The sequence below is a fragment of the Halodurantibacterium daqingense genome (assembly GCF_042666235.1).
In the GTDB taxonomy this organism is placed as follows: Bacteria; Pseudomonadota; Alphaproteobacteria; order Rhodobacterales; family Rhodobacteraceae; genus Halodurantibacterium; species Halodurantibacterium daqingensis.
Genome location: NZ_JBHTFQ010000001.1, coordinates 399,007 through 424,266, shown reverse-complemented (window position 1 = coordinate 424,266; position 25,260 = coordinate 399,007). Strand labels below are relative to the sequence as shown.

Annotated in this window: 20 protein-coding genes and 1 tRNA gene; 4 read left to right on the top strand and 17 right to left on the bottom strand. The window is 63.7% G+C overall.

Annotation, left to right across the window (positions count from 1 at the left end; genetic code table 11):
- Positions 1-7 precede the first annotated feature (7 nt).
- The 14 genes from rpsG to tuf all read right to left on the bottom strand — a co-directional run bounded on the left by rpsG (position 8) and on the right by tuf (position 16,830).
- Positions 8-478: a 30S ribosomal protein S7 gene (gene rpsG, locus ACFQXB_RS02090; protein ID WP_377398349.1), complete on the bottom strand. Its 471-nt coding sequence runs from the start codon at positions 476-478 to the stop codon at positions 8-10.
- Positions 479-490: 12 nt separating this feature from the next.
- Complete coding sequence (rpsL, locus tag ACFQXB_RS02085; RefSeq protein ID WP_150420941.1) at positions 491-862, bottom strand: 30S ribosomal protein S12; 372 nt, start codon at positions 860-862, stop codon at positions 491-493.
- 280 nt (positions 863-1,142) lie between these two features.
- Positions 1,143-2,039, bottom strand: a complete 897-nt coding sequence (locus ACFQXB_RS02080) for a DMT family transporter (RefSeq protein WP_377398346.1) — start codon at positions 2,037-2,039, stop codon at positions 1,143-1,145.
- A 386-nt stretch (positions 2,040-2,425) separates the two neighbouring features.
- Entirely contained in the window at positions 2,426-6,667 is a 4,242-nt protein-coding gene (gene rpoC / locus ACFQXB_RS02075) for a DNA-directed RNA polymerase subunit beta' (RefSeq protein ID WP_377398343.1), read from the bottom strand.
- Between the two features lie 45 nt (positions 6,668-6,712).
- The gene (gene rpoB / locus ACFQXB_RS02070; RefSeq protein ID WP_377398340.1) at positions 6,713-10,846 is read right to left on the bottom strand and encodes a DNA-directed RNA polymerase subunit beta; all 4,134 of its coding nucleotides are present in this window, start codon (positions 10,844-10,846) and stop codon (positions 6,713-6,715) included.
- A gap of 257 nt (positions 10,847-11,103) precedes the next feature.
- Positions 11,104-11,478, bottom strand: coding sequence for a 50S ribosomal protein L7/L12 (rplL, locus tag ACFQXB_RS02065; protein ID WP_377398337.1), 375 nt, complete (start codon positions 11,476-11,478; stop codon positions 11,104-11,106).
- Positions 11,479-11,549: 71 nt separating this feature from the next.
- Entirely contained in the window at positions 11,550-12,065 is a 516-nt protein-coding gene (gene rplJ / locus ACFQXB_RS02060) for a 50S ribosomal protein L10 (protein WP_377398334.1), read from the bottom strand.
- Between the two features lie 238 nt (positions 12,066-12,303).
- On the bottom strand, positions 12,304-13,002 hold the full coding sequence (gene rplA / locus ACFQXB_RS02055; protein ID WP_377398331.1) for a 50S ribosomal protein L1: 699 nt from the start codon (positions 13,000-13,002) through the stop codon (positions 12,304-12,306).
- A 3-nt stretch (positions 13,003-13,005) separates the two neighbouring features.
- The gene (rplK, locus tag ACFQXB_RS02050) at positions 13,006-13,434 is read right to left on the bottom strand and encodes a 50S ribosomal protein L11 (protein WP_377398328.1); all 429 of its coding nucleotides are present in this window, start codon (positions 13,432-13,434) and stop codon (positions 13,006-13,008) included.
- A gap of 78 nt (positions 13,435-13,512) precedes the next feature.
- Positions 13,513-14,046 (bottom strand): transcription termination/antitermination protein NusG, encoded by a 534-nt coding sequence (nusG, locus tag ACFQXB_RS02045; RefSeq protein ID WP_377398325.1) that lies wholly within the window; start codon positions 14,044-14,046, stop codon positions 13,513-13,515.
- A gap of 194 nt (positions 14,047-14,240) precedes the next feature.
- A complete protein-coding gene (gene secE, locus ACFQXB_RS02040; protein ID WP_377398322.1) occupies positions 14,241-14,438 on the bottom strand; it encodes a preprotein translocase subunit SecE in 198 nt (65 codons plus the stop codon).
- A gap of 54 nt (positions 14,439-14,492) precedes the next feature.
- A complete protein-coding gene (locus ACFQXB_RS02035) occupies positions 14,493-15,419 on the bottom strand; it encodes a hypothetical protein (protein WP_377398319.1) in 927 nt (308 codons plus the stop codon).
- 22 nt (positions 15,420-15,441) lie between these two features.
- Positions 15,442-15,517, bottom strand: a tRNA-Trp gene (locus tag ACFQXB_RS02030).
- A gap of 137 nt (positions 15,518-15,654) precedes the next feature.
- Positions 15,655-16,830 carry an elongation factor Tu gene (gene tuf, locus ACFQXB_RS02025; protein ID WP_377398316.1) on the bottom strand — a complete coding sequence of 392 codons (1,176 nt, stop codon included), beginning with the start codon at positions 16,828-16,830 and terminating at the stop codon, positions 15,655-15,657.
- Between the two features lie 174 nt (positions 16,831-17,004).
- Between tuf and ACFQXB_RS02020 the strand changes: the two genes are divergently transcribed.
- Complete coding sequence (locus ACFQXB_RS02020) at positions 17,005-18,372, top strand: cytochrome P450 (protein ID WP_377398313.1); 1,368 nt, start codon at positions 17,005-17,007, stop codon at positions 18,370-18,372.
- Here the strand turns inward: ACFQXB_RS02020 and parC are convergent.
- Positions 18,369-20,606, bottom strand: a complete 2,238-nt coding sequence (gene parC, locus ACFQXB_RS02015; RefSeq protein WP_377398310.1) for a DNA topoisomerase IV subunit A — start codon at positions 20,604-20,606, stop codon at positions 18,369-18,371. The genes ACFQXB_RS02020 and parC overlap by 4 nt on opposite strands.
- 49 nt (positions 20,607-20,655) lie before the next feature.
- On the opposite strand from parC, the gene ACFQXB_RS02010 reads away from it, so the two are divergent.
- The 3 genes from ACFQXB_RS02010 to ACFQXB_RS02000 all read left to right on the top strand — a co-directional run bounded on the left by ACFQXB_RS02010 (position 20,656) and on the right by ACFQXB_RS02000 (position 22,350).
- Positions 20,656-21,489: an SDR family oxidoreductase gene (locus ACFQXB_RS02010; RefSeq protein ID WP_377398307.1), complete on the top strand. Its 834-nt coding sequence runs from the start codon at positions 20,656-20,658 to the stop codon at positions 21,487-21,489.
- Between the two features lie 80 nt (positions 21,490-21,569).
- Positions 21,570-21,776 (top strand): twin transmembrane helix small protein, encoded by a 207-nt coding sequence (locus ACFQXB_RS02005; RefSeq protein ID WP_377398304.1) that lies wholly within the window; start codon positions 21,570-21,572, stop codon positions 21,774-21,776.
- Between the two features lies 1 nt (position 21,777).
- Positions 21,778-22,350, top strand: a complete 573-nt coding sequence (locus ACFQXB_RS02000; RefSeq protein ID WP_377398301.1) for a cob(I)yrinic acid a,c-diamide adenosyltransferase — start codon at positions 21,778-21,780, stop codon at positions 22,348-22,350.
- Here the strand turns inward: ACFQXB_RS02000 and mscL are convergent.
- Entirely contained in the window at positions 22,347-22,790 is a 444-nt protein-coding gene (gene mscL / locus ACFQXB_RS01995; protein WP_377398298.1) for a large conductance mechanosensitive channel protein MscL, read from the bottom strand. The genes ACFQXB_RS02000 and mscL overlap by 4 nt on opposite strands.
- A gap of 48 nt (positions 22,791-22,838) precedes the next feature.
- A complete protein-coding gene (gene pheT, locus ACFQXB_RS01990; protein ID WP_377398295.1) occupies positions 22,839-25,259 on the bottom strand; it encodes a phenylalanine--tRNA ligase subunit beta in 2,421 nt (806 codons plus the stop codon).
- Between the last annotated feature and the right edge of the window lies 1 nt (position 25,260).

The following is a 25,260-nucleotide window of genomic DNA, read 5'->3' as shown; positions in this document are numbered from 1 at the left end:
CTAAAGGTTACCAGCGGTAATGGCTGAACGCTTTGTTCGCGTCGGCCATCTTGTGGGTGTCTTCCCGCTTTTTCACGGCGGTGCCGCGCGAGTTCACTGCATCCAGAAGCTCGCCCGCAAGGCGCTCTTCCATCGTGTTCTCGTTACGCTTGCGAGCGGCGATGATCAGCCAGCGGATCGCCAGCGCCTCGCGGCGCTCGGGGCGCACTTCGACAGGAACCTGATAGGTAGCACCGCCGACGCGGCGCGAACGCACTTCGACCGAAGGCTTCACATTGTCCAGCGCCTCGTGGAACACCTCGATGGGTGCCCGCTTCAGCTTGCCCTCGACGCGCTCGAGCGCGTTGTAGACGATGCTTTCCGCGACCGACTTCTTGCCGTCGATCATCAGGTTGTTCATGAACTTCGTCAGAACCCGGTCACCATATTTGGCATCGGGCAGAATCTCGCGCTTCTCGGCGGCGTGACGACGGGACATCTACGTCTCTCCTTACTTCGGACGCTTTGCGCCGTATTTCGAACGGCGCTGACGACGGTCTTTGACGCCCTGGGTATCCAGCACACCGCGCAGGATGTGATAGCGGACACCCGGAAGGTCTTTTACCCGGCCGCCACGGATCAGAACCACCGAGTGCTCCTGAAGGTTGTGCTTCTCGCCGGGGATATAGCTGATGACTTCGAAGCCGTTGGTCAGACGGACCTTGGCAACCTTCCGCATGGCCGAGTTCGGCTTTTTCGGCGTCGTGGTATAGACGCGCGTGCAAACGCCGCGCTTCTGCGGGCAGGACTCCAGGTGCTGAGACTTGGAGCGTTTCACTTTAGGCTGCCGCGGCTTGCGGATCAGCTGTTGAATAGTCGGCATTCCGGTTCCCCGTAGTTGCAACCTGTTCAGTTCGCGCCCGATTGGCGCCGTATTCGTTCCGCATTTTGCGCCATGCATGACCGCAAAACGCCAAAACCGCATGCGTTCCCTGTTCGCGGGAACGACGCGGTGGAATTCCAGAGGATCGGGGCCGGGGCCCGGATCTTGACCACTAGTTAGTTCGTAAGCCTGCAGGAATGGACGAACCAGTCCTCAGGTCGCCGCCGTATATGGGGAGTCGCGGCCCTTGTCAACACCTGCCACCCCCTGTCGCCCGCCGTCAGCTCGGGTCGCGCAATGCCGAAGCCTTGCGGCGGCCTGTCGCTCGTTCGCGGAACAAGGTGAAAAGCCCCGTCGTCACGATGATCGCCGCGCCCATCAGCGTCAGCCCGTCCGGCCAGTCACCGAAGATCAGGAGACCCAGGACCAGCGCCCACAGGAGCCCCGTATAGCGGAAAGGCGATACAAAGCCCAGATCCCCTGCCCGCACCGCAGTCACCGACAGGATGTAGCCCGCCACCACGAAAACCGCCGCGCCAGACAGAAAGCCCAGACCCGCAGCGGACGGCATCGCCCAAGGCACCCAGAGCGACGCGATGCCCGCACTTGCCGTCACGCCGATTCCCGCACAAAGCGCCACGACAATCGAGGGCACGCGGTCCGAGAGGCGGCGCGTTGCCAGATCGCGCAGCGTGACGCACGCGACCGAGGCGAGCGCCATAAGCGCATAGATGTTGAAACCGTCGGGCCCAGGGCGGATGATCAGCATCACACCAAGGAAGCCCACCAGAATTGCAGTCAGCCGCTTCCAGCCCACCGGCTCGGCCAGGAAAAGTGCGGCGGCAAGTGTCACGGTCAGCGGCAAGGCCTGAAGAACCGCCGTTACGTTCGCCAGCGGCATGTTGAACAGGGCCGTCAGAAAGAAATAGGCTGCGCCGACCTCGCCCGTGGTGCGCAGCCCGATCAGGATCCAGTCGCGCCGTCCGAAGTCGAAGCGCAGGCCACCCATCCAGCCGCTCAGACAGAGGAAAGCGGCAACCGATGCGATGCCCCGGATGAAAAGCGCCTGGAACAGCGGAATCTCGGCTGACAGGAGTTTCATGAAAGTGTCATTGATCGTGAAGGCGGCCATCGCCAGCATCATGAAGATTGCGCCGCGCGCGTTATCCGTAAGCATCTGACCTGCCACAACCGTTCCGCCGAGCCTTAGCAGCGCCACCCCGCAACCACCAGCCCCGTCTGACCGTGCCGCGGAACACCCCCCGATGACTGCCTGCCCCGGCACAGAGCAAGCGCCCGTTGTTGGCCCCACCGGCCTGTGCCGCCCCACGCCTTGACACCGGGACGCGACGGGAAACCCGTGGGGGCCCGGGCAGCCGCACGGCACATCGGCACCCGTGCTCATGTTTCAGGGCCATCATCCTCGTGCCGCGCCCGGAAGCGGGATCAGGCCACGCCCCTGTCGCTCGGCATCCGCCCCTGACGGCCGTCAGGATGGCGGGCAAGGTTTGACATGAAAGGACCCCCGGCGTGGCCGGGGGTCCCAAGGTCGTTCAACGGCGATCAGTTGCCGCTTTCGGGGGTCTCGACCAGGCTGGTGTCCGCATCTTCGCCGAACACATCCTGGCCGGGGGCGGCAAGCGCCGCTGCCGCTTCTGCCTCGGCCCGCCGCGCCTCGAGAACGACATTGTCGCGCTCGGCGGCGATACGACGCACCCGCGAGGTCGCGCCACCGGTACCGGCCGGAATCAGCCGGCCGACGATGACGTTTTCCTTCAGCCCGACAAGCTTGTCGCGCTTGCCCTGAACCGAAGCCTCGGTCAGCACGCGCGTCGTCTCCTGGAAGGACGCCGCCGAGATGAAGCTGCGGGTCTGCAGCGACGCCTTGGTGATACCCAGCAGGATCGGTTCGCCCGAGGCCGGACGCAGGCCGTTGGCAATGGCCTTTTCGTTCATCTCGTCGAACTCGGCCTTGTCGACATGCTCGCCCTTCAGCAGCGTGGTCTCGCCGCTGTCGAGGATCTCCCACTTCTGGAGCATCTGACGGACGATCACCTCGATGTGCTTGTCGTTGATCTTCACGCCCTGCAGGCGATAGACGTCCTGCACCTCGTCGATCAGGTAGTTGGCCAGCGCCTCGATCCCCATGATCCGCAGGATGTCATGCGGCGCCGGGTTCCCGTCCATGATGTAGTCGCCCCGCTGGACGAAGTCACCTTCCTGAACCGGAATGTGCTTGCCCTTCGGCACCATGTACTCGACCGGCTCCATGCCTTCGACCGTGGGCTCGATGGCGATGCGGCGCTTGTTCTTGTAGTCCTTGCCAAAGCGCACATAGCCGTCGATCTCGGCGATGATGGCGTGATCCTTCGGACGACGGGCCTCGAACAGTTCCGCCACGCGGGGCAGACCCCCGGTGATGTCCTTGGTCCGGGCGCCTTCGCGCGGGATCCGTGCCACCACGTCGCCGGCGCGGACCTCCTGGCCATCCTCGACCGAAAGGATCGCATCCACCGACATCGGATAGGTGACCGGGTTGCCCTGTTCCGTACGCACCGGCTCGCCCGTCTCGGGATCCATGATGATGATCTCGGGCTTCAGCTCGTTGCCCTTCGGCACCGAACGCCAGTCCGACACGATCTTCTGGGTCATGCCCGTCGCCTCGTCCGTGTCTTCCCGAACCGAAAGACCCGAGACAAGATCGACGAAGCGGGTCACACCTGCCTTCTCGGCGATGATCGGCAGGGTGTACGGGTCCCATTCGAACAGCTTGTCGCCCCGCTTGACCTCGGCCCCCTCGGCCACGAAGAGCTTGGTCCCGTAGGACAGCTTGTGGCTTGCCCGTTCCTGACCATTCTCGTCGATGATCGCCAGGGTCATGTTGCGGCCCATGACGATCTGTTCACCGTTGGCATTCGCGAGCGTGTTGGGGTTGCGGAACTCGATCCGGCCCGGTTGGCTTGCTTCCTGGAAGGACTGCTGGCCGCCCTGCGCGATGCCGCCGATGTGGAAGGTCCGCATCGTAAGCTGCGTGCCAGGCTCGCCGATCGACTGGGCTGCGATGATGCCGACGGCCTCGCCGATGTTGACCAGCGTGCCGCGGGCAAGGTCACGCCCGTAGCACGAGGCGCAGACACCTTCCTCGGCCTCGCAGGTCAGCGGGCTCCGGATCTTGACCGAGGCAATGCCGGCGGTTTCGACCAGATCGGCCTTGCGCTCGTCGATCAGCTCGTTGCGCTTGACGATCACCTCGTCCGTGCCGGGACGGATCACATCCTCGGCGGCGACACGTCCAAGCACACGCTCGCCCAGCGACGCCACGACCTCGCCGTCATTCACGGCGGTCGAGGCCGTGATGAACCGGTCGGTGCCACAGTCATTGGTGCGCACGATACAGTCCTGCGCGACGTCAACCAGACGCCGGGTCAGATAGCCGGAGTTCGCCGTCTTGAGTGCCGTGTCGGCCAGGCCCTTCCGCGCGCCGTGGGTGGAGTTGAAGTACTCCAGCACGGTCAGACCTTCCTTGAAGTTCGAGATGATCGGCGTCTCGATGATCTCGCCCGAGGGTTTGGCCATCAGACCGCGCATCCCGCCCAGCTGCTTCATCTGGGCCGGCGAACCCCGGGCGCCCGAGTGCGACATCATGTAGACGCTGTTCGGCTCTTTCTCGGCGCCGGCATCGTCATAGCGGACCGCCGAGATATCGGCCATCATCGCGTTGGCCACCGCATCCGAGCACTTGGACCAGGCATCGACAACCTTGTTGTACTTTTCGCCCTGAGTGATCAGGCCGTCCATGTACTGTTGTTCGAATTCCTTCACCTGCTCGCGCGTCTCGTTGACGATCGACCACTTGGTGTCGGGGATCAGCATGTCGTCCTTGCCAAAGGAAATCCCGGCCTTGAACGCCTCGCGGAAGCCCATGGTCATGATCTGGTCGCAGAAGATCACCGATTCCTTCTGGCCGCAGTAGCGGTAGACGGTGTCAATGACGTTCTGAACGTCCTTCTTGCGCAGCAGCCGGTTGACCAACTCGAACGGCGCCTTGGCATTCAGCGGCAGAAGCGCACCAAGCCGCACCCGGCCGGGCGTGGTTTCATAACGCTTCCAGACTTCGTTGCCTTCGGCGTCGATCTGCTTGACCCGTGCGGTGATGCGGCTGTGCAGATGCACCGCACCGGCAGCCAGGGCGTGCTCCACTTCCTCGACATTGGCGAAGGCCATGCCTTCGCCCGGCATGCCCTTCCGCTCCATCGTGGTGTAGTAGAGGCCAAGCACCATGTCCTGCGACGGAACGATGATCGGCGCGCCGTTGGCAGGCGACAGGACGTTGTTCGTCGACATCATCAGGACGCGCGCTTCCAGCTGGGCCTCAAGGCTCAGCGGAACGTGCACGGCCATCTGGTCGCCGTCGAAGTCGGCGTTGAAGGCGGAACAGACCAGCGGGTGAAGCTGGATGGCCTTGCCCTCGATCAGCACGGGTTCGAACGCCTGGATGCCCAGACGGTGCAGCGTCGGCGCGCGGTTCAGCAGAACCGGGTGCTCGCGGATCACCTCGTCAAGGATATCCCAGACCTCGGGACGCTCTTTTTCGACCAGCTTCTTCGCCTGTTTGACGGTAGACGAAAGCCCCTTCGCCTCAAGCCGCGAGTAGATGAACGGCTTGAAGAGCTCCAGCGCCATCTTCTTGGGCAGGCCGCACTGGTGCAGCTTCAGTTCCGGCCCGGTCACGATGACCGAGCGGCCCGAAAAGTCCACCCGTTTCCCCAGAAGGTTCTGGCGGAACCGGCCCTGCTTGCCCTTCAGCATGTCCGACAGCGACTTCAGCGGGCGCTTGTTGGTGCCCGTGATGACGCGGCCGCGACGGCCGTTGTCGAACAGTGCATCGACCGCTTCCTGCAGCATCCGCTTTTCGTTGCGCACGATGATGTCCGGCGCCCGAAGCTCGATCAGGCGCTTCAGACGGTTGTTCCGGTTGATCACCCGGCGGTAGAGGTCGTTGAGGTCCGATGTGGCGAACCGGCCGCCGTCCAGCGGGACCAGCGGGCGCAGTTCCGGCGGGATCACCGGAAGCACGGTCAGGATCATCCATTCCGGGCGGTTGCCGGATTCCAGGAAGTTCTCGACGATCTTCAGCCGCTTGATGATCTTCTTGGGCTTCAGTTCTCCGGTGGCTTCCTTGAGTTCCTCGCGCAGGCGCTCTGCCTCGGACTCGAGGTCGATCGCGGCGAGCATCTCCCGGATGGCCTCAGCGCCGATGTTGGCGGTGAAGGCATCGGCGCCGTACTGGTCTTGCGCATCAAGGAACTCCTCCTCGGTCATCAGCTGACCATAGGTGAGGTCCGTCAGCCCCGGCTCGATCACCACGTAGTTCTCGAAATACAGGATCCGCTCCAGATCCCGCAGCGTGATGTCGAGCATCAGGCTGATCCGGCTCGGCAGCGACTTCAGGAACCAGATGTGGGCCACGGGCGCGGCCAGTTCGATATGGCCCATACGCTCGCGCCGCACCTTCTGGAGCGTCACTTCCACGCCGCATTTCTCGCAGACGACGCCGCGATACTTCATGCGCTTGTATTTGCCGCACAGGCATTCGTAATCCTTGATCGGGCCAAAGATACGCGCGCAGAACAGGCCGTCGCGTTCCGGCTTGAACGTGCGGTAGTTGATGGTTTCCGGCTTCTTGATCTCGCCGAAGGACCACGAGAGGATCCGTTCGGGCGAGGCCAGCGAAATCTTGATCTCGTCAAACTGCTTGGGCTGCGCCAGCGGATTGAACGGATTGGTGGTAAGTTCCTGGTTCATCTTGCGTCCTTCACATCAGTGGGTGGGAGGAGGGCGAAACCGCCCTCACTCATCCTCCGCATCCAGGAGTTCCATGTTGAGGCCGAGGCCACGGACCTCTTTGACCAGCACGTTGAAGCTTTCCGGAACGCCGGCCTCGAAGTTGTCCTCGCCCTTGACGATGGATTCGTAGACCTTGGTCCGGCCCGCCACGTCGTCCGACTTGACGGTGAGCATTTCCTGCAGCGTGTAGGCCGCGCCATAGGCTTCGAGTGCCCAGACCTCCATCTCGCCCAGACGCTGGCCACCGAACTGGGCCTTACCGCCAAGCGGCTGCTGGGTGACAAGGCTGTAAGGCCCGGTGGACCGTGCGTGCAGCTTGTCGTCAACAAGGTGGTGCAGTTTGAGCATGTATTTCACCCCGACCGTCACCGGCCGTGCGAATTGCTCGCCCGTGCGCCCGTCAAAGACGATGGACTGACCGCTTTCGTCGAATCCTGCCCGCCGCAGCGCGTCGTTCACATCGGCCTCTTTCGCACCATCAAAGACGGGCGTCGCGATGGGAACGCCCTTGCGGACGGCACCGGCGGCTTCAAGAAGGGCGTTTTCGTCCATATTGGCGAAGGCTTCGTCATAAACCTCGTCGCCATAGGCATGCCGCATCTTCTCGCGCACCGGCGTCATGTCGCCCGAGCGGCGGTATTCCTCGAGCGCCTCATCGATCTGGATGCCCAGACCACGCGCAGCCCAGCCCATGTGGGTTTCGAGGATCTGCCCGACGTTCATCCGCGACGGCACGCCCAGCGGGTTGAGCACAAAGTCCACGGGGGTTCCGTCGGCGAGGAACGGCATGTCCTCGACCGGAACGACCTTGGAGATGACGCCCTTGTTCCCGTGACGACCGGCCATCTTGTCGCCGGCCTGAAGCTTGCGCTTCACCGCCACGAACACCTTGACCATCTTCATCACGCCCGGGGGCAGATCGTCGCCACGGCGGACCTTTTCGACCTTGTCCTCGAACCGGGCCTCCAGCGCACGTTTCTGGATGTCGAACTGCTGATGCAGCGCCTCGACCTCCTGCGCAGCGCCTTCCTCGCCCAAGGCAAGCTGCCACCACTGGCCGCGGCTCAGGGTCGCAAGCAGGTCCTCGGTGATTTCGGAACCGGGCTTGATGCCCTTCGGCCCCTTGACCGCCTCCTTGCCGAGGATCAGCGCCCGCAGACGCGCGTAGATGTTGCGCTCGAGGATCTCCAGCTCGTCGTCGCGGTCGCGGCTCAGGCGTTCGACTTCCTCACGCTCGATCTGCAGCGCACGTTCGTCCTTGTCGACGCCATGGCGGTTGAAGACCCGCACCTCGACGATCGTGCCATAGGCACCCGGCGGCAGACGCAGCGAGGTATCGCGCACGTCGGATGCCTTTTCGCCGAAGATGGCGCGCAGCAGTTTTTCCTCGGGCGTCATCGGGCTTTCGCCCTTCGGGGTGATCTTGCCCACCAGGATGTCGCCAGGCACGACTTCGGCCCCGATATAGACGATGCCGGCCTCGTCGAGGTTGCGCAGCGCCTCTTCGCCCACGTTCGGAATGTCGCGGGTGATTTCCTCGGGGCCAAGCTTGGTGTCCCGAGCCGCCACCTCGTATTCGTCGATGTGGATCGAGGTGAAGACGTCGTCCTTGAGGATCCGCTCGGAAATCAGGATCGAGTCCTCGTAGTTGTAGCCGTTCCAGGGCATGAAGGCGACGATCACGTTCCGCCCCAGCGCCAGTTCGCCCATATCCGTGGACGGACCATCGGCGATCACCTCGCCGCGGCCGACGGTATCACCCACCTTCACCAGCGGGCGTTGGTTGATGCAGGACGACTGGTTCGAGCGCTTGAACTTGCGCAGACGATAGATGTCCACGCCCGGCTCGCCGGGTTCCAGCATTTCGGTCGCACGGACAACGATCCGGGTCGCATCGACCTGGTCGATCACCCCTGCCCGGCGCGCCATGATCGCGGCACCCGAGTCACGGGCAACAACGCTTTCGATCCCGGTGCCAACGAAGGGCGCGTCCGACTGCAACAGCGGCACCGCCTGACGCTGCATGTTCGAACCCATCAGGGCGCGGTTGGCGTCGTCGTTTTCCAGGAACGGAATCAGCGAAGCTGCAACCGAGACGAGCTGCTTGGGCGAGACGTCGATCAGGTCAACCGCATCCGACGGGTTCAGCGTGAACTCCCCCGCCATCCGGGTCGAAACCAGGTCGTTCACGAAGCGGCCGTTCTCGTCCAGCTGGGCGTTGGCCTGCGCAACCGTATGCCGCATCTCTTCGGTGGCCGAGATATAGACAACCTCGTCCGTCACCTGGCCATCGACCACCTTGCGATAGGGAGTTTCGATGAAGCCATACTTGTTCACCCGCGCAAAGGTCGCGAGGCTGTTGATGAGACCGATGTTCTGGCCTTCCGGCGTCTCGATCGGGCACATCCGGCCATAGTGGGTCGGGTGAACGTCGCGCACCTCGAAGCCCGCGCGTTCGCGGGTCAGACCGCCCGGCCCAAGCGCCGAAAGACGCCGCTTGTGCGTGACTTCCGACAGCGGGTTGGTCTGGTCCATGAACTGCGACAGCTGCGAAGAGCCGAAGAATTCGCGCACCGCCGCCGCTGCCGGCTTGGCGTTGATCAGGTCCTGCGGCATCACCGTATCGATTTCGACCGCCGACATACGCTCCTTGATCGCGCGCTCCATGCGCAGCAGACCGACGCGATACTGGTTTTCCATCAGCTCGCCGACAGAACGCACGCGGCGGTTGCCGAGGTGGTCGATGTCGTCGATCTCGCCCTTGCCGTCTCGCAGCTCAACAAGTGCCCGGATACAGGCGATGATGTCTTCCTTGCGCAGCGTGCGGTGGGTGTCGGGCGCATCGAGATCAAGGCGCATGTTCATCTTGACCCGGCCAACGGCGGACAGGTCATAACGCTCGGCATCGAAGAACAGCGTGTCGAACAGGGCGGCTGCCGCATCCACGGTCGGCGGCTCGCCGGGGCGCATCACGCGATAGATGTCCATCAGCGCGGTGTCGCGGCCCATGTTCTTGTCGGCGGCCATCGTGTTGCGGATGTACGGGCCGACCTGCACGTTGTCGATGTCGAGCACCGGGATCTCGGTGATACCCTGATCCAGCAGCGTCTTGAGCGTGCCGCCCGTCACTTCGCCGTCGCGATCGGTGTCCCAGGTCAGTTCGTCACCGGCCTCGACCCAGATCTCGCCGGTTTCCTCGTTGATGATGTCCTTCGCGACATAGCGGCCAAGGATCTGGTCGAAAGGCACCAGAAGCTCGGTCACATTGCCCTCGTCGATCAATTTCTTGACCATGCGTGGCGTCATCTTGTCGCCGGCCTTGCAGATCACCTCGCCGGTGGCCGCATCGACCAGATCGAAGGCCGGTCGGGTGCCGCGCACACGCTCGGGGAAGAAGCGCGTGACCCACCCGCGGTTCTTCTCGAGCCGGTAGCTCACCGTCTCGTAATAGGCGTCCATGATCGCTTCCTGATCCATGCCAAGCGCATAGAGCAGCGTCGTCACCGGAAGCTTCCGGCGGCGGTCGATCCGGGCAAAAACCTGATCCTTGGCATCGAACTCGAAATCGAGCCACGACCCACGGTAGGGAATGATCCGGCAGGTGAACAGCAGCTTGCCCGAGGAATGGGTCTTGCCCTTGTCGTGGTCGAAGAACACGCCGGGGCTGCGGTGCATCTGGGAAACGATGACCCGCTCGGTGCCGTTCACGACAAAGGTTCCGTTCGCCGTCATCAGGGGCATGTCGCCCATGAACACGTCCTGCTCCTTGATGTCCTTGACCGACTTGGCGCCGGTATCCTCGTCGACATCGAACACGATCAGGCGCAGCGTGACCTTCAGCGGCGCTGCATAGGTCATGTCGCGCTGCTGGCACTCGTCCACATCGTACTTCGGCTTTTCCAGCTCGTATTTCACGAACTCGAGAACAGCCGTTTCATTGAAATCCTTGATCGGGAAGACGGACTGGAACACGCCTTGAATCCCCTCGCCGTCCAGCGGCTTCGGGCCATCGCCCGATTTCAGGAACAGGTCGTAGGAGGATTTCTGAACCTCGATGAGGTTCGGCATTTCCAGCACTTCGCGGATTTTGCCATAGTACCGGCGGATGCGCTTCTGGCCAACGTAGCTCTGAGCCATGCTCGTGGTCACCTTTCATCTTTTCGCGGGCGCACGGACCGTCGGGCCTCGGCCGTCGCCGCTTGCGAAACAGGGGGTCTGGGTTCCATTCCTGCCGACCGTCCCACCGGCCAGCTCCCGAACCGTCAACCTTCCCCTGGACAAGACTTCCTCAGAAGCCCTGACCAGGAAAAGTGTTCCAGACAGAGATGGCTGGGCCCGAAAAAGCTTCGGACCCAGCCCAGGTTCAGCGGTTGAGGGCCACGGCCCCCGCCCGATTACTTCAGTTCGACCTTGGCGCCGGCTGCTTCCAGCTTCGCCTTGATCTCTTCGGCTTCGGCTTTGCCTGCAGCCTCTTTCACCTTGCCGCCGGCTTCGACCAGGTCCTTGGCTTCTTTCAGGCCAAGACCGGTGATGCCGCGCACTTCCTTGATCACGTTGATCTTCTGTGCGCCCGCGTCGACGAGAACCACGTCGAACTCGGTTTTCTCTTCGGCGGCTTCAGCCGGGCCAGCAGCCGGGCCAGCCATCATGACGGCGCCACCGGCAGCCGGCTCGATGCCGTATTCGTCTTTCAGGATGTTTTTCAGTTCCTGAGCTTCGAGAAGCGTGAGGCCCACGATCTCTTCGGCGAGTTTCTTCAGATCAGCCATTGTACTGTTTCCGTTCTTTCAGTTGTGTTCCAACATGGCGGGTTTAAACCCTACGCATGTCCGACCTTTGCTCACGCGGCTTCCCGCTCCTCAAGCGTCTTGAGGATGCCCGCGATGTTCGAAGCAGGCGCGCCAATGGCCCCGGCGATGTTCGAAGCAGGTGCGCCGATGCAGGACACGACCTGAGCGATGAGCTCTTCGCGCGACGGCATCGAGGCAACGGCTTTCACACCGGCCTGGTCCAGAGCCGTCTCGCCCATTGCGCCGCCAAGGATCACGAACTTGTCGTTCGTCTTGGCATAGGCGTCCGCGACCTTCGCTGCTGCGACAGGATCTTCGGAATAGGCAAGAACGGTCATGCCCGAAAGAAGGTCACCGATGCTTGCGCAGGGCTTACCCTCAAGGGCGATCTTGGCGAGCTTGTTCTTGGCGACGCGTACGGACCCACCAACCTGGCGCATCTGCGCCCGCAGGTCCTGCATCTGAGCAACTGTCAGACCTTCGTAGTGTGCAACCACAACCACGCCAGAGCTTTCGAAGATCTGGCCGAGTTCCTCGACCACTTTCTCTTTCTGGGCTCTATCCACAGTTCTACTCCAAGTTTGAGAGGCTTGCGCCTCCCGGCTCTAGTTGACCGGGAGAGTTCCCGGCCGTTCGGGTCCGTGAAGGGTCCCGAGGCCAAATCGCCCGAGGGTCAGCCCCCGGAAATTTCGTCTCGTTTCCCATCTCAGGCAGGTTATTAAGGCCGCATGGCCCCCCACCGTCTCGGACAGGACGGGGCGTTTCCGCCCCGCCATTCGACCGGGGTTTCCCCCGGCGGAATTCTCAGTTTCCGGTCGCCGAGGCCAGATCGACCGAAACGCCGGGGCCCATTGTCGAGGACAGCGATACCTTGCGCATGTAGGCGCCTTTGGCCCCCGACGGCTTGGCGCGCGACACCGCATCCACGAAAGCGCGGACGTTTTCGGCCAGCTTGCCATCGTCGAACGAGACCTTGCCGATACCGGCATGAATCACACCGGCTTTTTCGACCTTGAACTGCACTTCACCGCCCTTGGCGGCTTCGACGGCGGCCTTCACGTCCATCGTCACCGTGCCGACCTTGGGGTTCGGCATCAGGTTGCGCGGACCGAGGATCTTGCCCAGACGGCCGACCAGCGGCATCATGTCCGGCGTTGCGATGCAACGGTCGAACTCGATCTTTCCGGACTGGATGGTCTCCATCAGGTCTTCGGCGCCGACGATATCCGCACCGGCGGCCTTGGCCTCGTCAGCCTTGGCACCGCGCGCAAAGACAGCGACGCGGACAGTCTTGCCCGTGCCGTTCGGCAGGGTGACCACACCACGAACCATCTGGTCGGCGTGACGCGGGTCAACGCCGAGGTTCAGCGCGATTTCCAGCGTTTCGTCGAACTTGGCCGAAGCCACCGACTTGATGAGCTTGACCGCTTCCTCGACCGACAGGCTGTCCTTGCCGGCAAAGGCTTCGCGTGCGGCGCGGGTCCGTTTTCCGAGCTTTGCCATGGCTTAACCTTTCACCTCGATACCCATCGACCGGGCCGAGCCCAGGATGATCTGCATCGCGCCTTCGATGTCGTTGGCGTTCAGGTCCTTCATCTTCGCCTGGGCGATTTCCTTGACCTGCGCAACGGTTACGGTACCAGCAACGTCACGACCCGGCTTCTTGGAGCCCGAGTTCAGCTTGGCCGCCTTCTTCAGGAAATGCGACGCCGGCGGCGTCTTGATTTCCATCGAGAACGACTTGTCCTGATAGTAGGTGATGATCACCGGCGTCGGGGCGCCCTGCTCCATCTCCTGGGTGCGGGCATTGAAGTCCTTGCAGAACTGCATGATGTTGATGCCGCGCTGACCCAGAGCCGGGCCTACCGGCGGGGACGGGTTCGCCTGCCCCGCCTTGACTTGCAGCTTGAGCTGCCCGATTACTTTCTTGGCCATCTGGCCTCTCCTTTGTCACCGGCCCCGAAAGGGGCACATGGTTTAGTGGTCCGGCGCAATGCCTCCCACGGATGCACGTCAGGCGCCCTTGGACACCTGCGTGAATTCCAGCTCGACCGGGGTCGCCCGGCCAAAGATGGACACGGTCACCTTGAGGCGGTTGTTGTCTTCATCCACCTCTTCGACCATGCCCGAAAACCCTTCGAACGGGCCGTCGGTCACCTGCACCTGCTCGCCGATCTCATAGCGGATCAGGTTGCGCGGTGCGGCCTCGCCCTCTTCCACGCGGTTGAGGATCGCATTGACCTCGGCGTCGCGCATCGGCATCGGCTTGCCCTGCGGGCCAAGGAAGCCGGTCACCCGGTTGATCGACGAGATCAGGTGATAGCCACGATTCGTCATCTCCATGCGCACCAGCACGTAACCGGGCATGAAGCGACGCTCGGACGTGACCTTCTTGCCGCGGCGGACCTCGATCACCTCCTCGGTGGGCACAAGCACTTCCTCGATTTCGTCCTCAAGGCCGTTCTCCGCGACGGCTTGCTTGATCTGCTCGGCGACCTTCTTTTCGAAGTTCGAAAGAACGCTCACCGAATACCACCGCTTCGCCATCACTTCTTACCCCGCATCTTCCGGCGATCGCGTCACCGTCCGTTCATTCTTCCAGGCGAAACTTCCGCCCCCTCCGGAACAAAAAACAGCGCGCATACCGAATCGATGCACGCCGGTCCCAGGATCGCGCCCTGCCATACAGGCCATGCTGTCCAAGTTCAAGGCCGGATATGGCTGACAACCCCGAGATGGGGTTAACCGAAGAACCCCAGCAAGGTGCTCAGCCCGGTGCGGATCACGAAATCCACAAGGAAAAAGAACACGGACGCCAATGCCGCCATGATGAAGACCATCACGGTGGTCAGCGTGACCTCGCGCCGGTTGGGCCACGAGACCTTGGAAACTTCAGCCCGCACCTGCTGGATGAACTGAAGGGGGTTTGCCTTGGCCATGATCTACGTCCGTTTCCCTGAATGGGGTGCAGATATCCGGTCGGGCCGGGGTTTTCAAGCCTTACCGGCAGAGTCGGGTTCGAGGTCCAGAAAGGTCACGGCCCTCCTCCGTCTCAGAGCGTCCAGATCCCGCGCATAGGCGCGCGCGCTTCGGGCCAGCACATGAGGCGAAAGCGGCGCGATGCCCGGGTCGGTTGCGGATTTCGGGAACATCGCGCGGGCGACCAGGGCCGGATGGGCATGATCCGGGCCGCCTCCTTCCTCGTGCCACCGCTGCAACTGCGCAAAGGCGCGCTGGGACAGGCCGGCGTGGCTTGCCTCCGGCAAGGGCGCGATCTTTCCGGGCCAGGGCTCCGGCAAGGCGCGGCGAAGAACGGCCGGAAAGACCTCCGGGTAATCCTCGTAGCGCCAGATTGTCACAGATCCGATCCGCGCAATCGGCAGCAACCGCGCGACCAGATCGCTCCACCGCAGCGACGCGACATCCACGCCGGCGGCGAACACGTCGAACGGCAGAAAATCCCCTACGAGAAGCCGCTGCCCATAGGCCGAGACCAGAAGATACGCAGGGTCGCGCACCGCCAGCAGAACCTCGGTATCGCGCAGGTCAAGCGCCGTCAGCACCTTGCGCAGTCGATGGGTCGCATCAGGATACAACATGTCGTCGCGGATCTGCCCGTCGCCATAAGCGAAGCCCAGCATGTTCTCCTCGCTCAGGAATACATGGCGCCTTGTGCGGCACATCGCGGCAAAACCGGGGGCCACCACTGCACGCAGGGGTCCGAGCGGCCCCGGCCAGTTCAGGATGCGCTGAAGCGGCAGGTCATCGTCCCGGCGCAGAGCCCGCGGGCCAAGGAAAAGAACCCCGTCCGCGGCAAGTGCAGCGGCATGGGCATCGATGCTTTGCTGAAGATGGGTGGTCGCGGTCTTGTGCGCACCGACATGCAGCACGACGCGGCCCCTGTTTACGGGTCCCGTCACTACTGATCCTGTCGGAAAACCTTGGCAGGGGCAGCAGGACTCGAACCCGCGACCCTCGGTTTTGGAGACCGATGCTCTACCAACTGAGCTATACCCCTCTGCCTGCCCGCGACCTACGAGTTTTGCGCGCCAAGATCAAGAGAGATTCGCAGGGCCAGCCCCATTTCAGTGGCCCCAATGAACAGGGGCCGCCCCGGCGGGACGGCCCCTGAACCTTGCTCCACGAGGCGGAGAATTACTCGATGATTTTCGACACGACGCCTGCGCCGACGGTGCGGCCGCCTTCACGGATGGCGAAGCGCAGCTTCTCTTCCATGGCGATCGGCGCGATCAGCTCGACGTTGAACTTCAGGTTGTCGCCCGGCATCACCATCTCGGTGCCTTCCGGCAGCATCACCGTCCCGGTCACGTCCGTGGTCCGGAAGTAGAACTGCGGACGGTAGTTCGCGAAGAACGGCGTGTGGCGACCGCCTTCCTCCTTCGTCAGGATGTAGGCTTCGGCTTCGAACTTGGTGTGCGGCTTGACCGAGCCCGGCTTGCAGAGAACCTGACCACGCTCCACGCCGTCACGGTCGATCCCGCGCAGCAGCGCGCCGATGTTGTCGCCGGCCTCTCCGCGGTCCAGAAGCTTGCGGAACATCTCCACGCCGGTGCAGACCGATTTGCGCGTCGGGCGGATGCCGACGATCTCGACCTCGTCACCCACGTTGATCGCGCCACGCTCCACGCGGCCGGTCACGACCGTGCCGCGGCCCGAGATCGAGAACACGTCCTCGATCGGCATCAGGAACGGCAGGTCAACCGCACGCTCGGGCGTCGGGATGTAGCTGTCGACAGCCGCCAGAAGCTCGCGGATCGAGTTCTCGCCGATCTCGGGATCGCGCCCTTCCATCGCAGCCAGCGCCGAACCCTTGATGATCGGAATGTCGTCGCCGGGGTATTCGTAGGACGACAGAAGCTCGCGCACTTCCATCTCCACCAGCTCCAGAAGCTCCGGATCGTCCACCTGGTCAACCTTGTTCAGGTAAACCACCATGTAGGGAATGCCCACCTGGCGGCCCAGCAGGATGTGCTCGCGCGTCTGCGGCATCGGGCCGTCAGCGGCGTTCACAACCAGGATCGCGCCGTCCATCTGCGCAGCACCCGTGATCATGTTCTTCACATAGTCGGCGTGACCGGGGCAGTCCACATGCGCGTAGTGACGGTTCTCGGTCTCGTATTCCACATGCGCCGTCGAGATCGTGATCCCCCGCGCCTTCTCCTCGGGTGCGCCGTCGATCTGGTCGTAGGCGCGGAACTCGCCGAAATACTTCGTGATCGCTGCCGTCAGCGTCGTCTTGCCGTGGTCAACGTGGCCGATCGTGCCAATGTTGACGTGCGGTTTCGTCCGTTCAAACTTTGCCTTTGCCATATTCCGGGGCGTCCCATGGTTAAGGGGGTCCTGTGGACCCGATTCAACATCGCGGGCGATGTATCGGCCCGGGCAAAGAAAATCAAGCGCGACTTGTTCTGTTTGCCGGGACTGCGGCCATTTGGCGACGGCCTCGCGCCGCCTATATCACCGGGGCAAGGAATGAGGTGCCCGATGTCCGATGCCGCCGTGTCCGATACGACTGTCCCGGTCCAGGTCCCGCTGGCCCGTGAACCCCGCGGGATCTGGGGCTCTTTCCTCACGGCGCGCAGGAACCTGCTCGAACTCATCCCCGAGCTTGCGATCCGCCAGCCGATGGTTTCGGGCCGCATGGGCAAGCGCTGGCACATGGTGATGGACCCCGAGGCGAACCGGCGCATCCTGCGCGACGCGGTCGATGACTATCCCAAATCGGATGTCACCAAGCTTATTCTGCGCCCGGCGATCGGTGAAAGCCTGTTTGTGGCCGAGGGGGCGCATTGGCGCTGGCAAAGACGGACGGCGGCGCCAGCCTTTGCGCTGCGAAATATCCAGAACCTTGGTCCCGTGATGACCGCGGCGGCGGAACGGTCGGCAGAACGGCTGGCGGCTGCCTCGGGGCGCGCGGCGAATGTCTTTGACGAAATGGTCACGGCCACGTTCGAGGTGATCTCGGACGTGACCTTCTCGGGGGACGAGGGCTTCGATCGCAGCGCGGTGCATGATGCCATCGACAATTACATTGCCCAGACGGCGCGGGTGTCGCTCCTGGATATTCTGGGGGCGCCGATGTGGGTGCCGCGACCGAACAGGATGCTTGCCACCTCGGCCCTGCGAGAGATGAAACGCGTGGCCGACAGCGCGATCGACGCGCGCCGCGAAACCGGTCCCCGACCGGTGCCCGACCTGCTTGATCTGCTGCTGGAGGGTGAGGATCCGAAATCGCAGCGGCGCATGACGACGGCCGAGCTGCGCGACAATCTGCTGACCTTCATTGTCGCGGGGCACGAGACGACGGCACTGACGCTGGCCTGGGCGCTTTATCTTTGCGCCTTCGATCAGGACGTCCAGGCGCGGGCGCGGGCCGAAGCACAGGTCGCACTGGGCGACCGCGCCGCAACCGTTGCTGACCTGCCTGCCCTGCCTTACATCCGGCAGATCGTGGATGAAACCCTGCGCCTGTATCCGCCCGCGGCTTTCCTCTCGCGCACCGCACAAAAGGCCGACCAGTTGTGCGGCCGCGAAGTGCGCCCCGGCGACACGATCATGCTGCCGATCTATGCGCTGCATCGCAACCATCTGCTCTGGCCCGATCCGCACCGCTTCGATCCGGCGCGTTTCGCCGACCCCAAGGCGATCGACCGCTTTGCCTACCTACCCTTCGGCGATGGCCCGCGCGTCTGCATCGGCGCCGCCTTCGCCCTGCAGGAGGCGGTGGTGATCCTGGCCACCCTGCTCGCGCGCTTTCGCTTCACGCAGGTGCCGGGGCGCACCCCCAAGCCGGTGCTCATCCTGACCCTGCGCCCCGAGGGCGGCGTCTGGCTCAACATCGAGCGCGCCTAGGTAAAGCGGTTGTCGCGGGGAAATCCGCGCGGTGCCATCCGGCCGGCCGTGGCGCGTTTGCCCAGCCATTCGCTCACGTCAGGCTCGGTGCGGGTGCGGCCAGCCGGATCCTTCCAGGCAAGACCAGCGGAAAGGGTAAAGGTCGTGAGGTCCGACAGTCCGCCGTCCTTGTACTTCTGCAACCGGACGCCCTTGCCCCGCGCCATTTCCGGCAGTTCGTCCAGCGGGAAGACCAGAACCTTGCGGTTGTCCCCCACCACCGCGACATGATCGCCGGCAACCGCGCGGCAGACCTTGGCGCGCACGCCGTCCTTGACGTTCAGCACCTGCTTGCCGCCCCGGGTCTGCGCCAGAATTTCATCGGCGGCGACAAGGAAGCCATCGCCGTCGGACGAGGCGACGATCAGTCTTGCCCCCGCCCGATGCGCGAAGATGCCGACGATATCGGCGTCATTCGGAAGATCGACCATCAGGCGCAGCGGCTCGCCCATGCCGCGCCCGCCGGGCAGGTTCGCCCCAAGAATCGTGTAGAACCGGCCGTTGGTGCCGAAGATGACGATCTTGTCGGTCGTTTCGGCGTGGAAGATGAACCGCCCCTCATCGCCGTCCTTGAACTTGAGCTCCTGGTCCAGCGGGATATGGCCCTTCATCGCCCGCACCCAGCCCATCTTCGAACAGACCACGGTGATCGGCTCCCGCTCGATCATCGCCTCGAGCGGCACGTCCTCGACCTGCGCGGCCTCGGCAAAACGGCTGCGGCGGGCGCCGCCGGGCGCCGTGCGGCCGAACTTCTCGGCGGTTTCGCGCAGCTGATCGGCAATTCGCGCCCATTGTACGGCCTCGCTGGCCAACAGGATTTCCAGATCGGCACGTTCGGCCGTCAGCTCATCCCGTTCGCGGCGCAGCTCCATTTCTTCCAGCCGCCGCAGTGACCGGAGGCGCATGTTCAGGATCGCCTCGGCCTGCACATCCGTCAGGCTGAACTCGGCCATCATCACCGGCTTCGGCTCATCCTCGGTGCGGATGATCTCGATCACGCGGTCAAGGTTGAGGAAGGCGATGATGTAGCCTTCCAGCACCTCCAGCCGGTGATCGATCTTTTCCAGCCGGTGCTGGCTGCGGCGGACCAAGACCTCGCGCCGGTGATCAAGGAAGGCGCGCAGCACTTCGCGCAGGGAACAGACCTTGGGCGTGCGACCGTCGATCAGCACGTTCATGTTGAGCGAGAAGCGGATCTCCAGATCCGAGTTCCGGAAGACCATGCCCATCAGCATTTCCGGGTCCACGCTCCGCGACCGTGGTTCAAGGATCAGCCGGATATCCTCGGCCGATTCGTCGCGCACATCGGCAAGGATCGGGATCTTCTTGGTCTGGATCAGTTCGGCCAGCTTTTCGATCAGCTTGGACTTCTGGACCTGATAGGGGATTTCCGTGACCACGATCTGCCAGGTGCCGCGGCCCAGATCCTCGACCTCCCATTTCGCCCGCAGCCGGAAGGCGCCGCGGCCGGTGCGATAGGCTTCAAGGATATTCTCGCGTGGCTCGACGATGACGCCACCGGTGGGAAAATCGGGGCCGGGCACCAGCGCGACCAGGTCCTCGTCGCTTGCGTCGGGCCGGTCCACCATCAGCAGGCAGGCATCGACCAGTTCGCCGATATTGTGCGGCGGGATATTGGTCGCCATGCCCACGGCGATCCCGCTTGAGCCGTTCGCCAGAAGGTTCGGGAACGAGGCCGGCAGCACGATGGGTTCTTCCAGCGTGCCGTCATAGTTCGGACGGAAATCGACCGCGTTTTCCGCCAGCCCTTCCATCAGCGCCTCGGCGGCGGCCGTCAGGCGGGCTTCGGTGTAGCGGGCGGCGGCGGGATTGTCGCCGTCGATGTTGCCGAAGTTCCCCTGGCCATCCACCAGCGGGTAACGGACGTTGAACTCCTGCGCGAGCCGCGCCATCGCGTCATAGATGGCGGCATCCCCGTGGGGGTGATAGTTGCCCATCACATCGCCCGAAATCTTGGCCGATTTCCGGAACCCGCCCGTTGACGAAAGCCGCAATTCGCGCATCGCATAGAGGATGCGCCGGTGAACAGGCTTCAACCCGTCCCGCGCATCCGGCAGCGCCCGATGCATGATCGTGGACAGGGCATACTGCAGATAGCGTTCGCCAAGCGCACGGCGCAACGGCTCGGACAGGGCTGCGGGTTCTTGTTCCGGGGTGTCGATGGTATCGGTCATGCTTCCCCTGTAAACGGGGCGGGAAATCGGGTCCAGTGGGGATTGCGTAATGACGGCACCGAAAACCATTCTCATCACCGGATGCTCTTCCGGCATCGGGCATGACGCGGCGCACAAGCTGGCGGCGCGGGGATGGCGGGTGTTTGCCACATGCCGGCGGGAAACCGATGCGGCCCGGCTGCGTGCAGAAGGGCTTGAAAGCTTCGTGCTGGATTATGCCGACGAACACAGCATCCGTGCCGCCGTGGCCGAAACCCTGTCGCGCACGGATGGCCGGCTTGATGCGCTTTACAACAACGGCGCCTTCGCCCTTCCCGGCGCGATCGAGGACCTGCCCCGCGAGGGCTTGCGCGCGATCTTCGAAACCAATCTGTTCGGCTGGCATGATCTCACGCGCCAGATCATCCCGGTAATGCGGGCGCAGGGCGGCGGCCGCATCGTCAACTGTTCGTCGGTTCTGGGGATCGTGCCGATGAAATGGCGCGGCGCCTATGTGGCCACAAAATTCGCACTGGAAGGGCTGACGGATGTGCTTCGGCTGGAAATGCGCGATACGCCCATCCATGTCTCGCTGATCGCGCCAGGACCGATCACCTCCCGCATCCGCGTGAACTCGATTTCCCCGTTCGAGCGCTATATCGACTGGGAGGCTTCGGCCCGCGCCAACGAATACCGGGCGAGCCTTCTGAAGAGGCTTTACGCCGAACGCGGCCCAGATCGGTTCGAGCTTCCGCCCGCAGCGGTCACGGCGCGGCTGATCCATGCGCTCGAATCTCCGCGCCCCCGCGCGCGCTATCACGTCACGACACCCACGCATCTGATGGCCGCGCTGAAACGTATACTTCCGGTCCGGCTTCTGGATGCCCTGATCGCCCGCGGCTGAGCCATCCGCGCGCGGCGAAATAGCCATTCGCGTTCCAGCGGTGCAGGGCTTACAACCGGGGAAAGACAAGGGAACCAGCAATGACACAAGACCCGGTATTCATCGTCGGCATGCTCGCATCCTTCGGCGTTCTCGTGATCCTGATGATCGGGATCGGAGGCTTTGCCAAAGGCGGCGAATTCAATCGCAAGCATGGCAACAGGATCATGCGCTACCGGATCATCGCGCAGGCGGTCGCGGTGGCCCTGGTGCTGGGATTCGTCCTGCTGCGCCAGATGGGGAACTGACATGGTCGTTCTGAACAGGATCTACACCCGCACCGGCGACACCGGCGAAACCGCGCTTGGCAATGGCGCCCGCGTCGCAAAACATGACGCACGGGTCGAGGCCTATGGCACGGTGGATGAGACGAATGCCACCGTGGGCCTTGCCCGGCTGCATGCAAGCGGCGATCTGGATGCGCAGCTGGCGATGATCCAGAATGATCTGTTCGATCTGGGCGCGGATCTCTGCCGCCCCGATATGGCCCGCGACCACGAGGCGGGATACGTGCCACTGCGCATGATCGCCACGCAGGTGGACCGGCTTGAAGCCGAGATCGACGCGATGAATGCTGCGTTGCAGCCGCTGCGCAGCTTCATCCTGCCGGGCGGCTCGGCCTTGGCCGCACATCTGCATCTGTGTCGCACGGTCTGCCGGCGGGCGGAACGGCTTGCCGTGCGGCTGGCGGCAAGCGAGGATGTGAACGAACACGCGATCACGTATCTCAATCGCCTGTCCGACTGGTTCTTCGTCGCGGGACGCATCGCCAACAATGACGGCCGCGACGACGTGCTCTGGGTTCCGGGGGCGAATCGTTAGCGCGGCTGCGACTTCAGCAGATCACGGATTTCGGCCAGCAACTCTTCCTGGGTAGGTCCGGCCGGCGTGCTTGGCGGGGCTTCGGGGGCGGCAGCGCGATCACGTACTGCCGCCTCCTTCATCTTGTTCACGCCCTTGACCAGCAGGAACACGACCCAGGCGATGATCAGGAAATTGATGACCGCCGTCACGAACGACCCGTAACGGAACACCGCGACACCCGCGGCTTCGGCTGCGGCCACCGAGGTGTATCGTTCGGTCGAAAGCGCAAAGAACAGGTTCGAGAAATCGATGCCGCCGGTGAAGATCCCCACCAGCGGGTTGATCAGATCCTGCACCAGCGAATTGACGATGGCGGTAAACGACGCGCCGATGATGATCCCGACGGCAAGCTCCATGACGTTGCCGCGGGCGATGAAATCCCTGAACTCTTTCAACATCTCGCTCTCCAGCTCGTGTTCCTGCCGGCGCCCGTCACGCCGCCACGGTCAGCCCCGAAGGGCGCCGCCCGTGGCCTTGGTGACCTTCTCGATCACCTTCTTGCTGACCGCCTCGATCTCTTCTTCCGTCAAGGTCTTGGCAAGCGGCTGCAGCCTGACCGTGAAGGCGAGGCTTTTCTTGCCCTCGCCCATCTGCGCCACGGCCTTTGGCCCGCTGAATTCGTCAAAGACCCGCACGCTCTCGATCAGGGCCTTGTCGGCCCCCTGTGCGGCATTCACCAGTGTCAGCGCCTCGACCCGTTCGTCCACCACGAAGGCGAAATCCCGTTCCACTGCCTGAAGGCCGCTGGCCGTCAGCGCCGGACGGGTGATCGCCCGCGCCTTGGGGAAGGGCGGGTTTTCCAGAAGCACGGTGAAGGCGACGGCCGGCCCCTTCACATCCAGCGCCTTGAGCACCTTGGGATGCACCTCGCCAAAGGTGGCAAGGACAAGCTTCGGCCCCAGCGTCATCTGCCCGGCGCGCCCCGGATGGAACCAGCCCGGCACGTTGCGCCCGATCTGCATCTTCGCGGGCGCGCCGATCGCCGCCAGCACCGCCTCGGCATCGGCCTTGGCGTCAAAGATGTCGAGGTTGCGACGGCTGCCGAAGGGATCGCGTGCCGCCGCGGCCCCGACCAGAAGACCCGCCGCCTGCAGATGTTGTTCGCCGGGTTCGCCGCCGGTAAAGGCTGCGCCCACTTCGAACAGCGCAAGATCCATGAAGCCCCGCGCCTGATTCCGCGCCGCGGCCTGCAAGAGGCCCGGCAACAGATCGGGGCGCAGATGCGTCATCTCGGATGAAATCGGGTTCTGCAGCCGCACCTCGTCGCCGCCACCCCCGAACAGTTCCGCAGAAGCCCCGTCGATAAAGCTGTAGGTCACGCATTCATTATAGCCAAGGCCCGCAAGCTGCCGCCGCGCCGCCTGTTCCCGGCGCTGCATCGGCGTGAGGATCGGGCGCGGCACGCCCGCCTGCGCCCGGGGCAAGGGCCGCCCCTTGAGCTTGGTGAGGCTGGCGATCCGCGCAACCTCTTCGATCAGATCGGCCTCGCCCAGCACATCGGGGCGCCAGCTGGGCGGGATCGCCTGATCGCCCTCCAGCCGGAAGCCAAGCGCCTCAAGCGTCGCGCGCTGATCGGCCTCGGGGATCTCCATCCCGACAAGGCTGATGACGCGCGCCGGGTCGAACCGATAGCGGCGCGTGGTGTCGGGCACTGCGCCGTCCATCACCACCTGCCCCGGCTCGCCGCCGCAAAGCTCCAGCACCATCTTTGTTGCAAGTTCCAGCCCCGGCAGCGTGAATTCCGGGTCCACCCCACGTTCGAACCGGTAACGCGCATCGGAATTGATCCGCAGCGCGCGGCCCGTGGCGGCAATGGTGATCGGGTCCCAATAGGCGGATTCCAGGAACACATCCACCGTTTCCTCGGTGCAGCCGGAATGTTCGCCGCCCATGATCCCGGCAAGGCTTTCGACGCCCTGATCGTCCGCGATCACCATCTGACCTTCGCCCAGGGAATAGGTCTTGCCGTCGAGCGCCAGCAGGCTTTCCCCCTCGCGCGCCGGACGGATGTGCAGATTGCCCTGCACCTTGGCCATGTCAAAGACGTGAAGCGGGCGGTTCAGGTCGAAGGTGAAGAAGTTGGTGATATCGACCAGTGCCGAGATCGGCCGCAGCCCGATGGCGCGCAACCGCTTCTGCAGCCACTCGGGGCTGGGCCCGTTCCTGACGCCGCGGATCACACGGCCGGCGAACAGCGGGCAGCCCTTTTCCTTCAGGCCCAGGTCGATGCTTACCGTGATCGGGCTGTCGAAACGCCCCTCGACCGCCGGAACCTCTTGCGGTTTCAGCCGCCCCAGCCCCCGTGCCGCCAGATCGCGCGCGATGCCACGCACGCCAAGCGCGTCGGGCCGGTTCGGCGTGATCTTGATATAGATCATCGGGTCGTTGAGGCCGCGATAGTCGATGAAGCGCGCGCCCAGCGGCGCGTCCTCGGGCAGGTCGATGATGCCGTCATGGTCGTCCGACAGCTCCATCTCGCGTTCCGAGCAGAGCATCCCGTTCGATTCCACGCCCCGGATCACCCCCGGCTTGAGGTCCACGCCCGTGCCCGGAACATGCGTCCCCACCGGCGCAAAGACCCCCACAAGGCCCGTCCGCGCATTGGGCGCACCACAGACGACCTGAACCTCTTCCATCCGGCCGCCGGGGCCGTCGGGATAGGTCGCCACCCGGCAGAGCCGCAGGCGGTCGGCATTGGGGTGCTGCACCGCCTCGATCACCTTCGCGATGCGAAAGGCGCCCAGCTTTTCGGCCGGGTCCGAGACCTCCTCGACCTCCAGCCCCAGATCGGTGAGGGCGTAAAGAATGTCATCCAGCGACGCCTCGGTCTCGAGGTGGTCTTTGAGCCAGGAGAGGGTGAATTTCATT